Raw genomic sequence first — 15,437 nt, forward strand, 5'->3', positions numbered from 1 at the left:
CCATGGCTTACCTCGACCACGCCGCGACCACGCCGATGCTTCCGGAAGCGATCGCGGCGATGACCGCCCAGCTCGCCGTCACCGGCAACGCGTCCTCCCTGCACGCCGCCGGGCGCCGGGCCCGCCGTACCGTCGAGGAGTCCAGAGAGACCCTCGCCGACGCCCTCGGCGCCCGCCCCAGCGAGGTGGTCCTCACCTCCGGCGGCACCGAATCGGACAACCTCGCGGTGAAGGGTCTGTACTGGGCCCGCCGCGACGCCGACCCCCGCCGCACCCGGGTGCTGGCCAGTCCGGTCGAGCACCACGCGGTGCTCGACGCCGTGGACTGGCTCGCCGAGCACGAGGGCGCGACCGTCGAGTACCTCCCCGTCGACCGGTACGGGCGCGTCCACCCGGACGTGCTGCGCGAGGCGCTGGTCCGTAACCCCGACGACGTCGCGATCATCACCGTGATGTGGGCCAACAACGAGATCGGCACCGTCATGCCGGTCCGGGAACTGGCCTCCGTCGCCCGTGAGTTCGACGTGCCCATGCACGCCGACGCGGTGCAGGCCTTCGGGCAGCTGGAAGTCGACTTCGCCCGCTCCGGACTGGCCGCGATGACCGTCAGCGCGCACAAGATCGGCGGCCCGTTCGGCGTCGGCGCGCTGCTGCTCGGCCGCGAGTACACCCCCGTACCCGTGCTGCACGGCGGCGGTCAGGAGCGCCATGTGCGCTCGGGCACCCTCGACGTGCCCGGCGTCGCGGCGTTCGCCGTCGCGGGACGGCTCGCCGCCGACGGGCGCGAGGACTTCGCCCGCGAGATCGGCGGCCTCCGCGACGCACTGGTCGCGGCCGTGATGGCACAGGTCCCGGACGCCCTCCTCGGCGGCGACCCGGCCCCCGGCGGCCGGCTCCCGGCGAACGCGCACTTCACCTTCCCCGGCTGCGAGGGCGACTCGCTCCTGCTGCTGCTGGACGCCCAGGGCATCGAGTGCTCGACCGGCTCCGCCTGCACGGCCGGCATCGCCCAGCCCAGTCACGTCCTGCTCGCCACCGGTACCGACCCGGACCTGGCGCGCGGCACCCTGCGCTTCTCGCTCGGCCACACCACGACCAAGCAGGACATCGACGACGTGGTGCGGGCGATCGGCCCGGCGGTGGAGCGGGCACGCACGGCGGGGCTCAGCTGACCTCGCGTCCGTGCCGGGCCCCGACCGTCAGGGACTCGGCCGCTTTGGCGTCCGGCGCCGATCCGCCGGACAGCCAGTGGCCGACCAGGTCGGCGTAGAGGGCGGACGACCGCAGGAGCTCCTCGTGGGTTCCGGTCGTGGTGCTCGCCCCGTCCATCACCAGGATCCGCCGGGCACGCAGGGCCGAGCTGATGCGGTGCGCCACGATGACGAGTGTCGTGCCCCGGGCCACGAACGCCTCCTCCGCCTTCGCCTCCGCCGTGGGGTCGAGATGGCACCCGGCCTCGTCGAGCACCACGATCGAGGCCGGAGAGGCGTAGGCGCGTGCCAGGGCGATCAACTGCTTCTCGCCGGAGGACAGTTCAGGGCCGTTCAGGCCCACGGGACCGTCCAGGCCGCCCAGGCGCCCGGCCAGTTCCGTGGCGCCGACCGCATCCAGCGCGGCCGCCAGCCGGCCGTCGGTGGCCGCCGGGCACAGATACCGCAGGTTGTCGCGGAGCGTACCGGTGAACACGTACGCCTCCTGGGGTATCAGCACGACCTCGCGGCGAAGCCACCGCGTATCGGCCTCGTGCACGGGTACCCCGCCGATGCACAGCCGGCCGCTGCCCGGACCGGCCAGCCCCGCGATCAGGAGGGTCAGGGTCGACTTGCCGACACCACTGGGTCCCACGACCACCAGATGCGTGCCCGCGGGGACATCGAGGGACAGTTCGCTGATCACGGGGACGGCATGAGGGCCGTAGGCGTACGTCAGCCGGTCCGCCGTGAGGTCCGCCGACGCCGGGGTACGGCCGGACGGGCGATCGGCGGGGCCGATCGCCGTGGCGGTCTCCGCCAGCCGGCGCAGTACCGTGTCCAGCTCCACACCCCAGGAGCCGAGCACGGCCACCAGCGAGCGCAGTGCGGGAGCGATTCCGCTGAGCAGGTAGCTCGCCGCGCCCAGGAGTTCGCCCACGGTCAGGGTGCCGCTCCGGAGCAGCCGGGGGGCGGTGAGCAGCAGCGCGAGCATCGGCAGCTGGCAACCCACCGAGACCAGCAGCGTGTTGCCCGCCGACGTCCGTTCGGTGGCGCGGGTCGCCATCTGGTGCTCGGTGATCCGTGCCGTGACGGAGGCCGCCGCACGGTCGCGCGCACCGCATGCCAGCACGTCGCGGATCCCGTCGAACGTCTCGCCCGCGGCCGCGGCCAGGCGCTCCTCGGCCAGGAGCTCGGTACGCTGCCGCAGGGCGAGCTTCCGCAGCCGCGGTACGCACAGGACGAGCGTGAGCAGGACCGGCGGAAAGGCGATCGCCGCCACCGGGGCGGACAGTGCCGCGAGCCCGATGAAGGCCATGGCCAGCGAGATCCCGAACTGCCGTGCCGACCGCAGCAGCGCGGAGACCAGGGAGCGCGCGGATTCGACCTGGCCGGTCATGCGTGACACCCCGGCACCCGCACCGCCTCCGGCCCCGCGGACGGCCCGGTCGATGGAACCGGCGACCACGGTGGTGACCAGCTCGTCCCGCAGGGGTTCGACGAGCCGGCCCAGATGCAGGGTGAGGGTGCGTGTCACAGCTGCCCGGATCACCATCGTGACACCCAGCAGGCCCAGCCAGCCGAGGCCCGTCGCCGGTCGTCCCGCGAGGAACCCGCGGTCCAGGGCGGTGGCGACGAGGAGGCCGGAGAGCAGTGCCGGCAGCGCTTCGAGCAGGGACCAGGCCGCCACCGCGGTGGCCGTGGACCGGTGCCGCACCAGGTATCCGCCGAGCATCCGCCAGCCGGGAGCGGCGGGCGGGGCGGGCGTGGTGGCCCCGGCGTCCGTGCCGGGAGCGGCAGGCGGGGCTTGCGGGGTACGGGTCACGAGTCCTCCTCCACGGGTCGGGCGGTCGCGCCGAACAGTTCCCGGTAACCGGGCAGCGCCCACAGCTCCCGGTGCGGGCCCATGGCGCGGACCCGTCCGCCGTCCAGCCACGCCACCAGGTCGGCACGGGCCGCCGTGGACACCCGGTGTGCGATCACGATGCGGGTCCGGTCGGACCAGGCGGCGGCGAGCGCCGCGTCGACCTGGGCCTCCGTCGCCGTGTCCAGGCTGGACGTGGCATCGTCCAGGACCACGACCGCGGGATCATGGACCAGTGCGCGAGCCAGCCCCAGCCGCTGCACCTCGCCACCCGACAGGGGCGCCCCGGACAGGGGCGTGTCGTATCCCGCCGGCAGCCGGCGTATGAAGTCGTCGGCGCGCGCGGCCCGCGCGGCGGCGGTCACCTCGCTGTCGGACGCGGTGGGACGGGCGAAGGCGATCATGCCGCGTACCGTCTCGCCGAGCAGTGCGGGGCGCTCGAACGCGTAACCGACCGCGGAACGCAGCGCGTCCGGGGTGAACCGGGTCACCGGAACGCCGTCGATGAGTACGTCGCCCTCGTCCGGGTCCCGCAGTCGCCCGACCAGCGCGGCCAGTGTGCTCTTGCCGGAGCCGGACCTGCCGACCACGGCCAGTGCCGTGCCCGCGGTGATGCCGAGATCGACCGAGTCCAGGACGGTCCGGTCGCCCGACCGGACGGTGACGCCCCGGAAGTCCACCGTCCGGCTGTGGGAACCGGGGCCTGAGAAGCCGGTTCCGGCGGTGGCCACCGACTGATCGGTGACCGCGATGACCCGACGGGCCCCCGCGGTCGCCATGCCGAGGGTGAAGAGAGCGTCGAGCTGGTCGAGCATGGCCATCGCGACAGCGGTGTAACCGACGACCGCTGTCAGCTGCCCTGCGGTGATGTCACCGCCGACCAGCGCGTAGCCCCCGACGCTCAGGATCAGTACCTCCACCGCGGGGAGCAGCAGCCCGACCTGCCAGCCTGTGTCGCGCTGAAGCCGCCACAGGCGGAGCCCGGTGGCGGACAGGCCGGGGAGCGGCGCGAGTACCCGGGACGTCTCGCGGTCGGTGGTGCCTGCGGCGCCGATGGTCCGGGCGCCACCGATCGCTTCGAGCAGCAGGGCGGAGATCCTTCCCTGCGCCTCCTGGTAGCGGGTGAAGAGTTCGGAGCTGCGGTGCATGAACAGGCGGGCCATCAGGACCACCGGGGGCACCCCGAGCAGGAAGGCCGCCCCGAGCCGCCAGTCGATGATCCACAGGGCGACCAGACCGCCGAGCGAGGTCAGGACGGACGCCGAGGCGGTCACCACGGTCAGTCCGGCCCGTCCGGCCTGCGCGCAGTTGCCCGACAGCCGGCTGGTGAGGTCCCCCGAGGGGAATCGCTGCCCGCCCGGTAGGCCGGCGTCGAGAGCGGAGCCGGCCAGATTCCGGCGCAGCGCGGCGACGGCGTCCGCGCCGTAGACCCCTCCGGCCAGTGTCTGCACGGCGGAGGCCGGCACCAGGACGGCCACCACCAGGGCGAACCAGTACACGGGCGCGGCGGCGACCCTGCCGTCGATGACCGAGTCGAGCGCGGCTGCCAGCACTCCGGGAAGCGCCAGTGTGCCGGCGGCGCCGGTGACGGCCGCGGCGCTCGCGGCCACGAACCAGCCGCGGGAGTACGACGTGGCGTCGATCAGCAGCCGTTGGGGGGACGTCATGGTTTCCTCCGCGAGGGTGGCACCGGTGGGACGGCCGACGGCCCCACGGACGGACGGCCGTCCCACCGGCCCACCGGTCCTGGCCCGCCGCCGCCGGACGGGGGCGCTGTGGGGACCGGTTCGTGCCGTCCTCGCCGGGCCGGGCCCCGGGGGCGTGCGGGGCACGCCCCCGGGATGGTCGCTACTGCTGGACCAGGCTGGTCCAGGAACAGGTCCAGGTGCAGGTCGCGGCACACTGGCTGAGCTCGGCGGTCTCTTCGCCGTCCAGGGTCTGGAGCTCGTTGACGTCGATGGTCATGGCGTGTCCTTTCGTCGGTGGTACTGGGGCGCCGGCCGGTCCGGCTCCCCCCGGGGGTCTCACGTGTGCCTTCGCCTACTGCTGGACCAGGCTGGTCCAGGAACAGGTCCAGGTGCAGGTCGCGGCGCACTGGCTGAGCTCGGCGGTCTCTTCGCCGTCCAGGGTCTGGAGCTCGTTGACGTCGATCGTCATGGTGATTCACCTCCAGTCACGGGTTCGTCGTCGCACACCGCCGGGTCCGGCGGTGTCACACGGCCGCGTGAGCGGCCATGAGGTCAGGGGTGGGCGGTGGGGCGGTGGTGTCCCCGGAGACCAGGAACGCCACCAGCCGCCCGGCGAGTTCGGCGCCACCGGCTTCTTCCAGTGGACTGTGTCCCGACCCCGCCACCTCCAGGAAGTCGAAGTCGGTGTGCTCGCGCCTGCCCACGTCGATGAGTCGCTGTCGCAGCAGCCGGGACTGCTCCACCGGCACCGTGAGGTCGTTGGCGCCGTGGACGAAGAGCAGCGGTGTACGGATGCGGCCGGCCAGCTCCCAGACGTCCCGCGCGCCCAACTCGTCGTCGGGCGGGGTGCCGTGGCCGTGCCGGTCGATCAGGGCCCGGGTGGGCGCCTCCGCCTGCGCGTACAGGCGTGCCGCGGACAGGAAGGGGGCGACCACCGCGCACCGTGACCAGGCCGATGGGTCGGCGCTCACGGCCAGCAGGGCGAGGAAGGCCCCGTAGCTGACACCGTGGAGCGCGGGGGGTTCCGCCCCGGCGCCCCGGTGTGCGGTCAGCGTGCGGACCAGGCTGCGTATGTCGGCCAGATCGGGGACGCCCCACGCGCCGTGAATGGCGGCGGAGTGCGCGCGGCCGTACCCCGTACTGCCCCGCTGGTTGGGCGCCACCACTGCGGCCCCCGCCTCGATCAGGCGGTGCAGGGTGGGCTGGAAGCGCAGCTCCCAGGCGGCTTCGGGGCCGCCGTGCAGGGCGACCACGACAGTCGCACTGGTCCGCCAGTCACCCAGGCAGACCGCCTCCAGGTCTCCGTCGGGGGTGTCGAACCGCTCGGTGCCGGCACCGGAGGCTGCCGGGAGGACCGCGCCGGTCGTCGCGGCGGCGGGAGGGGTCGTCACGACGACCGGCGCGGCGCCGGTTGCCCCGCCGGTGGGACCGGTCGGCACGGTGACGATGCCGGTGGGGTGGGCGGGGTGCGAGTAGACCACTCGTAGCCCCTTCTCGCCCCAGCCGGCCACGGGATGGAGCGCACCGGACGGCAGGCCGGTCCGGCTCCACCGGTCCTCGGCCACGTCATAGAGGACCAGGTCCGCCTTGGCCCCCTTGGTGACCCGCAGGGCCACCCGTTCACCGGACGGATCCGCCGCCAGGGGCAGCACGGCCCCGTCCAGGGAGTCGAATCCGGCTGGGAAACACACATCCGCGGGATCACCGGCCGACGCACGGCCGATGCGCAGGGTCCCTCCGCGATCACTGGCGACCAGGAGCAGCCCGGAGCCCGGTGCGGACAGCAGGAGCCGGTGGACGCGTGCCCCGGCCGGGGCCGGCATCGGGGACCAGGTCGCGTCGGCGAGGTCCACAATGACGGGCCGGCACCCGCCGTCCCGGCTGAGGTCGGCCGCGTAGCGGAGCCCGGTGGTGTCCAGGGGGAAGAAGCCGGCTGTCCGGCCGGGCAGGGACACGGGCCGGACCAGCCGCAGTGGTGTGTCCCGGACCTGCCATACCCGGGTGTGGCCGCGCGCCTCCGCCTCGACGGCCAGTGCGAGGGTGCCCGTCGGCCCGCCGGGGACCAGCCGCAGCCCCCGCGCCTGGACCGTGACCGACTGCGTCCGGCCGGCGTCGGCCGGTTCGCACAGGACGAGTTGGTGACTGCCGATGCCGTTGCGCAGGAGGAGGAGCCGGCCGTCGTCGGTCGGCAGCGGCTGGGTGGACGTGGACTCGGCCGTGGCCGTCTCCCGGTGGCACACCCCGGCTTCGCCGTCGAGGTCCCACCACTGCGCGACGAACCCGCCGTCCGCGACGTCCGCCAGGCAGGCCGCGTGGCGCGCCCGTGCGGAGAAGCGGAAGCTGATCCGGTTGCGCGGCCGGTTCACGACGCACCGGCCATGGCGGGGGCGGAACGCTCACCGGGGGCGGGCAGCGAGAGCGAGTCCGGCATCCACAGCCGGCTGCCGCCGTCCCGCAGCCGCAACAGCATGCCGATGGCTCCGGCGAGCCCCGTGCCGTACCCGATGGAGATCCCTTCCAGCGTTTCGTCGGGAACCACCAGCAGTCCGTCCCGGACGGCGGCGCGGGTATGGACGCACGCGGCGAGTTCCGTGGCCCAGCGCAGGTAGCGCGGTTCGTCGAGGGCCGCCGCCATGTCCAGGAGGAATTCCGCGTTCCCGGAAAGCCCGTGGCAGGCGGCGGGGGAGGCCTGCCACATCGTGGCGCGCACGGTGGCCGCACCGAGTTCGGCGAGATCCCGGTGGCGCGCCTGCCCGGTGGCCTGCCACAGGCGGATCAGGAAGGTGCCCACACCGGAGGCACCGGTGCACCAGTGCGGGGTCCGGGACGCGTCCGAGAGCTTGGCGTCGGCAGGCCACCAGGCCTGTCCGTTCTCCACCTGGGCGGCCTCGACCAGCGTGTCGCCCGCCGTGTGCGCCATCCGCACGAAGTCCTCGCGACCGGTGGCCCGGCCCGCCGCCAGCAGGAAGGCGCCGATCCCCGCCACACCGTGGGCGAACCCGAAGTGGCGAGCGCCGGCGAGCTGGGAGTCGAAGGTGGCGGGTATCGGCCAGATGACACCGCCGGGGCCGTTCTCCGCCGCGGCCAGGAGCGTCTCGCCGCAGGCGACGGCCCGGTCCCGGAACGCGGTCTGCCCGGTGGTCCGCCAGAAGTGCAGCTGGGCCATGCCCGCACCGGCCGCTCCATGGCAGATGTCACGGTTGGGCCAGTCGACCGGGACGTCCAGGGCCAGGCGGATCGCGGTCTCCGTCACGGCGTCGTCGCCGAGGAGCCGTGCCGCGTCCAGCAGCGCCCACGCCGTACCCGACCGGCCGAAGTGCAGCCCCGGCAGGGTCACGCCGTCGGCTGTGCGCCCGGCCCCCGGATCGGACAGCCGCTCCCGGATCCACTCCGTCACCTCGGCGACACCGTCGCGGAGTCCGGCGCCGGATCCCGCCGCGGCGGCGCCCCGGGTCATGACCGCGAGGGCCCCGGCAGCTCCGTACTGCACGTTCAGCGGGTCGGTGCTCGCCCCGAATCCGCTCAGCGGCCACAGATGCCCCTCCCGGCCCGTCCCCCGGGTGCGGAGCATGTGGGTGAGGCCGTCGGATATCAGCCGGTCCCGCTGTGACGCCCCGATCCGTAAATCCGGTGAGCCGGCGCAATCGGTCCGTCCGCTCCTGGCCGCCGGGGCGGCGCCGGCCGTCCGGAGCTCCGTCAGGAAGTCCCGTACCCGGGTGAGTTCCCACCGGAGCGCGGGATCGGCGGCGCACAGCGCCAGAACCGCCGGGAGCAGCGGCGCGGCCCATGGGCGGTCCGCCACCGCCAGGACGGCCAGTGCCCGGACGCGCTCGTCGGCCGGTCGCGGGTCCGGGGCGTCCGCCGCGAGGAGCGGATCCACTCCGGTCGCCAGATGCAGGAGGACGGCGCCGAGGCTGTACAGGTCCCCTTCGTACTCCGGGGTGGTGAACGCGCGCCCGGTCAGGGAGGTGAGCTCCGGTCCGGCGTATCCCGGGGTGTAGCCGCGACGGGTCGGTACCCCCTGCGGTGCCAGGAGTTCGACGTCGATCAGCCTCACCCGCCCGTCGGGGGTGACCATGAGGTTGTTGGGGGACAGATCACGCAGTACGTGGCCGGTCCCGTGGACCCCGGCCACCACATCGAGGATCTGGTGTGCCAGATGCAGGAACTCGGCCATTCCGGGGCACGGATTCCCGGACACCCACTTGCGCAGGGTCTGCCCCGTCACCTGTTCCTGCACCAGGAACAGGTTCCCGCCCTGGGCGAACGTCTCGACCGCCCGGGGGGTGAATCCGAGGGGCGCCAGCAGGTCCAGCATCCCGGCCTCGTACCGGAGGGTGTCCTGGAGGTCGGTGCCGTCGATCCGGACACCGACGTGGGGCCGGGCTTCCTTGATCACCACGTCCTGCCGGGTGTCCCGGTCCGTCGCGTAGTACACGCCGCCCTTGTAGGCGTGCCGGATGGCCTTGCTGACGGTGTAACGGCCGTTGAGCAGGACCACGGTCCTCTTCGCCGGTGTGGCGGGCTTCGCCGTGGTGGTCGCCGGTACGGGCGTCCTCGTGGGAGCGGCGGGCGGCTCCGGCACGGAGAGCGGGAAGGGCTCCGGTGCCCAGGCGGGAGTGGTGACCCACGCCTTGCGCCGGTCCTCCTCCAGGCCGCCGTCCGGGTGCCTCAGCCTGACCTCCACGCTGCCGTCGTTCGTCATGGTCCGCACACCGTTGAACACGCCGTAGCGGTAGTGCACGAGACTGTCGGGTCGGTAGCGCCGGTCGGAGAGGATGCCAGGCCCCCGCAGGCCGTCCGTGGCTTCGTGCAGTCTCCGTGCGAGCCGATGGAAATGGTCCGGTCCGTCCGGGTACACGGTGATGAACTTGCCGCCGCTCCCGCGGTCCGCCTGCGGGCCCGTCAGTTCCGTGACCCGTTCGACGGTGCCCGCGAACTTGAAGGAGGCCCGCTCCCCGATCAGCACCTCGCTCGCCACGGCGAGGACCAGCGCCGCCGACAGCGGCGTGGCGGAGAGGTGCAGCTTCCAGCCCTGCTCGTCCGACTCGTGCCCGTCCGGGCGGACCGAGCACCAGAAGGCACCGGCCCGCACGGTCCAGTCCTTCGCGTCGGCCCGGTGCAGGACGCCCTCGACGATCCCGGGCAGCAGGGTGGTATCCGACACGAAATACGTGGGGGCGCCGCTCGTCACACCGTCATCGGCCACGGAGATTCCTTCCGGAGTACGGCGCCGTCGCACGCCGGCGGACTCCGGCGGGCATGGCGGGGGAGCTGGAGAAGAACTGACTGGAGGGGAACGGGGGACCGATCGTGTGCGGGCACGGTGAGCCGTTGTGATCGCGTCGTGGGAACCCGCCCGGGGGACGATCGGGTCCGGTACGCCGTTCACGAGACCGACCGCCCTGATGGAGGCGGCAACTTCCGCTCGGCGCGCGTCGGTTGATGAGGAAACGTACTTCCTGGGCAATGTGTGGCGACAATGCGCCAGTCGTGCATATCGTGTGCGCGAAGATCCCCCCCGATCTCCATGTGTGACGGTATAGGCGCGTCTCGTGCCGGTGTACCACCCGTTCAGGGGGCTTGCGGACAGCGGTCGGGAAGGCATGCGGGACGATGAAAATGGTGCTCCACCGTGCGCAGACCTCCATGGTTCTGGCGACCGCGCTCTATCGCGGAAGCCATCTCGTGGCAGGGATCTCCGCCGTTCTCCAGCACCAGCGGCACCGCCCGGTGCAGTGGGTGATGCTGGGCGCCGCCCTGACGTGCAGCGCCGTGGTGTTCGCCGATACCAGGCGACGCGGCTGCCCGGCTCCCTGGGCCGTGTGGCTGGACGTCCTCGTCACCGGGTCCTTATTACCCTTCGTCGCGTACACGTGGGGCGGGGCGCGGGCACCGGAGTCGATCGCGTGGGTCATGCTGCTGGGCGGTTCGTCGGCCGCGCTCGCGACGGTCGGCCTGCGCCGGCGTGCGGCCGCGACCGCCATCGTGCTTCTGGTGGTGACGCATGCGAGCGGCTACATCGCGGTCGCCGCCGATACGGCGGTCATCGGAGCACATCTGAACGCACTGGTCTTCTCCGCGCTGATCTCCAGAGTGCTCTGGTGGTACCTGCGCAGACAGGGCACGTTGCTCGGCGCGGCCAACGACCGCGCACTGGCCGCCGAGGCGCAGCGGGCGCGGTACGCGGAACGCATCAAACACCACCGGGCCCTGCACGACACGGTGCTGGCGACCCTGACGGCGATCGCGGGCGGTGTCGACGCCGGAACGAACGAGGTACGGCGCCGCTGCGCCCGCGAGGCCGCGTACCTGAGGCGACTGGTCGAGCAGACCGGCGACCAGGAAGCCGGTTCGGAGATATTCACCGCCCTTGAGGAGTCCGTACGGTCCGCGGAATCCCTTGGTCTCAAGGTGACTGCCAGGTACCACGAACTGCCCTCGGTGCCCGCGGACATAGCCCGCGCCATGGCGGACGCGGTCACGGAGGCGCTGAACAACGTCCGGCGGCACGCCGGGACCGGGCACGCGTACATGACCGTCACCGGCGACTCCGGCCGGCTGACCGTCGCCGTGGTCGACCAGGGACACGGACTCGTCCCCGGCCGGGCCGCCCCGGGATTCGGGCTCACCCGCTCGGTGCACGGGCGGATGCGCGAGATCGGCGGCCACTGCACGGTGGACGGTGCTCCCGGCGAGGGTGTCAGTGTGGAGCTCCGATGGCCGCGGTGATCACGGTGGCGGTGGTCGACGACGACCGCATGCTGCTCGACGGGATCCGCTCGTGGCTCGGGAACGTGCCCGGCCTGCGGCTCGTGGGCTGCGCCGGCACGGTGAGCGGACTGCTCGAGGAGTGGCAGGAGCCGGCGGATGTCGTCCTGCTGGACCTGATGCTGCGCGACGGCAGCCGGCCCGCCGAGAACATCCGCCGGATCCGTGGGTCCGGCAGCCGGGTCCTGATGATCAGCGTGGTGGCCGACCGCGACCGGATCATCGCCGCCATGGCGGACGGGGCCGATGGCTATCTCACCAAGGACCACGACCTGTCCGTCCTCGTCGCCGCGATCGAGGAGATCGCGGCGGGCCGCACCGCGCACTCCCCGGAGCTCGCGTTCGCCTGGGCCTACAGCCCGGACCGGCCCCGGCTCTCACCGAAGGAACGGGAAGTGCTCGTCGGGTACGCCTCGGGCCTCACGCTGAAAGCGACCGCCCGGCGGGCCGGTATCAGCCCGAACACCGCGAAGTACTACCTCGACCGCGTCAAGGACAAGTACCAGCAGGTGGGCCGGCCGACGTACACCAAGATCGACCTGTCGCTCCGGGTACGGGAGGACGGCTGGTTCCTCCCGGGCATCCGCTCCGGTGCGCCACCGCAGCGCTGAAAGCGCGGCCCCGGTGACGGTGCCGGGGCCGGCCCCGCTACCGCCGGCGCTCCGGCACCGTCACCGGGCGCGGTCCGCCGCCCGGACCAGCTTCATGTACCTGTCCCAGTCCCAGTGCCTGCCCGGGTCCGTGTGATCGGCGCCCGGCACCTCCACGTGCCCGATGATGTGCTTGCGGTCCACCGGTATCCCGTACCGCCCGCATATCGCCGCGGTCAGCCGGGCGGACGCCCCGTACATCGCCGCCGTGAAGTCCTGCGGGCGGTCCACGAAGCCCTCGTGCTCGATGCCGACACTGCGTTCGTTGTACGAGCGGTTCCCCGCGTGGAACGCCACGTCCAGCTCGCGGATCATCTGCGCCACATGACCGTCCTTGCGCACCACGTAGTGCGCCGCCGCACCGTGCCCAGGGTCCTGGAAGACCTTGACCGCGCTCTGGAAACTGCCCTGGGTGACATGGATGACGACCCGGTCGATGCCGTAGTCGTCGGGGCGGTCCGCGCGCCGCCAGTTCGACGGGGACGCCGCCGTCCACTTGGCCCGCGCGTAGTCCACCGCGCCCGGTGTACGGGGCTTCTCCACTCCCGGCAGCCGCCACCAGGCATGTTTCAGCCGGTCCCGGGCAAGCGCCGCCGTGCCGACCGCGGTGACGGCACCGCCGATCAGCACCGAACGCCGGCTGATGCCGGCGCCGGATCCGTCGGCGCCCGTCGTGCCCTTGGTCCCCATGTGAGCGACAACGCATATCCATGAGCATTCCGTTCCCGGTGCCCCGTACCCTGGTGGAGCTATGACTCAGACTTCCCAGCGCCCCCTCCGTGTCCTCGCCGCCATGTCGGGCGGTGTCGACTCCGCAGTCGCCGCGGCCCGCGCCGCCGAGGCGGGACACGACGTGACCGGTGTGCACCTCGCCCTCTCCGCGAACCCGCAGTCCTTCCGGACCGGAGCCCGAGGCTGTTGCACGATCGAGGACTCCCGTGACGCCCGCCGCGCCGCGGACGTCATCGGTATCCCCTTCTACGTCTGGGACCTGGCGGAACGCTTCCGCGAGGACGTCGTGGAGGACTTCGTCGCGGAGTACGAGGCCGGCCGCACCCCCAACCCGTGCCTGCGCTGCAACGAGAAGATCAAGTTCGCGGCACTGCTCGACAAGGCCCTCGCCCTGGGCTTCGACGCGGTCTGCACCGGTCACTACGCCACCGTGGTCCTCGCCGCCGACGGCACCCGTGAGCTGCACCGCGCCTCCGACATGGCCAAGGACCAGAGCTATGTGCTGGGCGTCCTGGACGAGCGTCAGCTCGCCCACGCCATGTTCCCGCTCGGCGACACCCTCACCACCAAGGACGAGATCCGCGCCGAGGCCGAGCGCCGGGGCCTGGCCGTCGCCAAGAAGCCCGACAGCCACGACATCTGCTTCATCGCCGACGGCGACACCCAGGGCTTCCTCGCGGACCGCCTCGGCGGCACGGCGGAGGGCGACATCCTCGACGAGGCCGGTACCAAGCTCGGCACCCACGAGGGCGCCTTCGGCTTCACCATCGGCCAGCGCAAGGGCCTGCGCATCGGCCACCCCGCGGCCGACGGCAAGCCGCGCTACGTCCTGGACATCTCCCCGGTGAACAACACGGTCACCGTCGGCCCCGTCGAGGCCCTGGACGTGACCGCGCTGACCGCGATCAAGCCCCGCTGGTGCGGGACCCCGCCGGCCGGCACGGGCACGTACACCGCCCAGCTGCGCGCCCACGGCGGTGAGACCGAGGTGACGGCCGAACTGCTCGACGGCACCCTCAGCGTCTCCTTCACCGAGCCGGTACGGGGCGTGGCCCCGGGCCAGGCGGTCGTGCTGTACGACGGGACGCGCGTGGTCGGCTCCGCGACGATCGCGACGACGGTGCGCCGCGAGACGGCCGCCGCGGGCTGATCCGCCCCACCGTTCGAACCCCGCGCGGCAACGCCCGACCCCTGTACGGGCGTGGCCGCGCGGAGTGCTTTCAGGCCCCCCTCAGGACGCCTGGCCCACGTACACGTTCCGGGTGAAGAACTCCGCCAGCACCGGAGCGATCACCTGCGGCGCCAGCTCCAGGGTCTGGCCCGTCAGCGTGCGGTGGCGGCCCCGGGGGAGGGCGTCCGCCAGCAGCCGGGTCGCCGCCCGTGCGCGGGCCGGGCTGAAACCGCCGCTGAGCACCAGGGTCCGCGCCCGGACGGAGGCGAACCGCTCGGCCGGCACCGAGCCGTCACCGAGCAGCGCGTCGTCGTACGCCAGGGTGTGCGCCACGGACACCAGGCTCCGCCACAGCGGCGCACTCCGCATCCTGGCGATCAGATCGGCCGGGACGCCCGTCACGGACAGGAACAGCTCCACCGCCCCGTCCCGGTCCCCGGCGGACAGCAGCCGGTGCAGCCGGGCCGTGCAGCCCGCCTTGAACCGCAGACCGGCGGCGCCGGGGGTGTACGGCGGCTCGTGCACCGCGAGCAGGTCCACGGGGAGCCCGGCGGCCTGCGCCTCCAGGGCGAGCGCGCCGCCGGTCCCGACGCCGAACACCGAGGGGCGGCCGCCCACTGCCCCGGCGACCGCGCTCAGGTCCTCGGTCTCGCGCTCCACCGCGTACGGCGCGCTGTCACCGCTGCCGCCCCGGCCGCGCCTGTCGTACGTGACGACCTGGAAGCGCGGCGCCAGCAGACGGGCCAGCGGAGCCTCGGTCGCGGCCGTGCCCAGTGCCCCGCCCACCAGGATCACCGGCGGTCCTTCACCCAGGCACCAGTACGCGATCAGGGTGCCGTCGCGGGAGAGAGTCTTGTCCATGTGAAGGTGGACTGCGGGGCGCCCACAAACTCATCGCCGGACGCGAAGAAGTTTTGAGATCTCTCTTCTCCGCAGCTCAGGGCGGTGTGTGACGGCCGGTCAACCGGTGCCGGACGGCGGTCAGGACGCGACGGCCTCGGTGTCGTAGAAGCAGAAGTGGTCCTTGATCGCGGCGACTTCCTCCTTCGGCTCCGGGTACGCCCAGACCAGATCCGCCGCGTCCGGCAGCGACCAGTAGGAGGCGTCCCCCTTGAACGGGCAGTGGGTGCGGGTGTCCGACGCCGTCAGCAGCTCGGTCCTGACATCCTCGGGAGGCAGGTAGTACCGGACCGGACAGCCGGTCTCGCGCAGCACGAGCGGGCGCCGGCTCTCGGCGAGCAGCACGCCCTCGCGGACCACACGCACATGCTCGGTGCCGGGCTCGACGGTGATGAGATGTCCTCGGGTGGCAGTCATGTCTTTCTCAGCGGCGCGGCCCGCCCGTTTCTTCCCCGGCGGCACGGCCGTCAG

At 73.0% G+C, this 15,437-nt stretch carries 13 protein-coding genes; 4 read left to right on the top strand and 9 right to left on the bottom strand.

Features of this window, described 5'->3' with window-relative positions:
• Positions 1 to 2: 2 nt before the first annotated feature.
• Positions 3 to 1,172 carry a cysteine desulfurase family protein gene (locus ACZ6S6_RS16795; RefSeq protein ID WP_469706073.1) on the top strand — a complete coding sequence of 390 codons (1,170 nt, stop codon included), beginning with the start codon at positions 3 to 5 and terminating at the stop codon, positions 1,170 to 1,172.
• On the opposite strand, the gene ACZ6S6_RS16800 is transcribed toward ACZ6S6_RS16795, so the two are convergent.
• The 6 genes from ACZ6S6_RS16800 to lanL form a co-directional block, all read right to left on the bottom strand.
• Entirely contained in the window at positions 1,165 to 3,015 is a 1,851-nt protein-coding gene (locus ACZ6S6_RS16800) for an ABC transporter ATP-binding protein (protein WP_469706074.1), read from the bottom strand. The genes ACZ6S6_RS16795 and ACZ6S6_RS16800 overlap by 8 nt on opposite strands.
• Entirely contained in the window at positions 3,012 to 4,721 is a 1,710-nt protein-coding gene (locus tag ACZ6S6_RS16805; RefSeq protein WP_469706075.1) for an ABC transporter ATP-binding protein, read from the bottom strand. Before ACZ6S6_RS16805 ends, ACZ6S6_RS16800 begins: the two co-directional genes overlap by 4 nt.
• A gap of 181 nt (positions 4,722 to 4,902) precedes the next feature.
• Entirely contained in the window at positions 4,903 to 5,019 is a 117-nt protein-coding gene (locus ACZ6S6_RS16810; RefSeq protein WP_362962886.1) for an ALQxL family class IV lanthipeptide, read from the bottom strand.
• A 75-nt stretch (positions 5,020 to 5,094) separates the two neighbouring features.
• Positions 5,095 to 5,211 carry an ALQxL family class IV lanthipeptide gene (locus tag ACZ6S6_RS16815; protein WP_362962886.1) on the bottom strand — a complete coding sequence of 39 codons (117 nt, stop codon included), beginning with the start codon at positions 5,209 to 5,211 and terminating at the stop codon, positions 5,095 to 5,097.
• Between the two features lie 55 nt (positions 5,212 to 5,266).
• Positions 5,267 to 7,108, bottom strand: a complete 1,842-nt coding sequence (locus tag ACZ6S6_RS16820) for an alpha/beta hydrolase family protein (RefSeq protein ID WP_469706076.1) — start codon at positions 7,106 to 7,108, stop codon at positions 5,267 to 5,269.
• Positions 7,105 to 9,951 carry a class IV lanthionine synthetase LanL gene (lanL, locus tag ACZ6S6_RS16825; protein ID WP_469706077.1) on the bottom strand — a complete coding sequence of 949 codons (2,847 nt, stop codon included), beginning with the start codon at positions 9,949 to 9,951 and terminating at the stop codon, positions 7,105 to 7,107. The genes ACZ6S6_RS16820 and lanL overlap by 4 nt, the downstream gene beginning before the upstream one ends.
• Before the next feature lie 413 nt (positions 9,952 to 10,364).
• On the opposite strand from lanL, the gene ACZ6S6_RS16830 reads away from it, so the two are divergent.
• Together ACZ6S6_RS16830 and ACZ6S6_RS16835 are read left to right on the top strand one after the other, a co-directional pair.
• Positions 10,365 to 11,474 (top strand): sensor histidine kinase, encoded by a 1,110-nt coding sequence (locus ACZ6S6_RS16830; RefSeq protein WP_469706078.1) that lies wholly within the window; start codon positions 10,365 to 10,367, stop codon positions 11,472 to 11,474.
• A complete protein-coding gene (locus tag ACZ6S6_RS16835; RefSeq protein ID WP_362962878.1) occupies positions 11,462 to 12,124 on the top strand; it encodes a response regulator transcription factor in 663 nt (220 codons plus the stop codon). Before ACZ6S6_RS16830 ends, ACZ6S6_RS16835 begins: the two co-directional genes overlap by 13 nt.
• A 60-nt stretch (positions 12,125 to 12,184) precedes the next feature.
• Here ACZ6S6_RS16835 and ACZ6S6_RS16840 read toward each other — a convergent pair whose 3' ends face one another.
• Positions 12,185 to 12,853, bottom strand: a complete 669-nt coding sequence (locus tag ACZ6S6_RS16840) for an N-acetylmuramoyl-L-alanine amidase (RefSeq protein WP_469706079.1) — start codon at positions 12,851 to 12,853, stop codon at positions 12,185 to 12,187.
• A 61-nt stretch (positions 12,854 to 12,914) separates the two neighbouring features.
• On the opposite strand from ACZ6S6_RS16840, the gene mnmA reads away from it, so the two are divergent.
• Positions 12,915 to 14,045, top strand: a complete 1,131-nt coding sequence (mnmA, locus tag ACZ6S6_RS16845) for a tRNA 2-thiouridine(34) synthase MnmA (protein ID WP_469706080.1) — start codon at positions 12,915 to 12,917, stop codon at positions 14,043 to 14,045.
• An 81-nt stretch (positions 14,046 to 14,126) separates the two neighbouring features.
• On the opposite strand, the gene ACZ6S6_RS16850 is transcribed toward mnmA, so the two are convergent.
• Together ACZ6S6_RS16850 and ACZ6S6_RS16855 are read right to left on the bottom strand one after the other, a co-directional pair.
• The gene (locus ACZ6S6_RS16850; RefSeq protein ID WP_469706081.1) at positions 14,127 to 14,927 is read right to left on the bottom strand and encodes an alpha/beta fold hydrolase; all 801 of its coding nucleotides are present in this window, start codon (positions 14,925 to 14,927) and stop codon (positions 14,127 to 14,129) included.
• Positions 14,928 to 15,047: 120 nt separating this feature from the next.
• On the bottom strand, positions 15,048 to 15,383 hold the full coding sequence (locus tag ACZ6S6_RS16855) for a DUF427 domain-containing protein (RefSeq protein ID WP_362962870.1): 336 nt from the start codon (positions 15,381 to 15,383) through the stop codon (positions 15,048 to 15,050).
• Between the last annotated feature and the right edge of the window lie 54 nt (positions 15,384 to 15,437).

It is taken from the genome of Streptomyces sp. NPDC048671, from assembly GCF_055587045.1.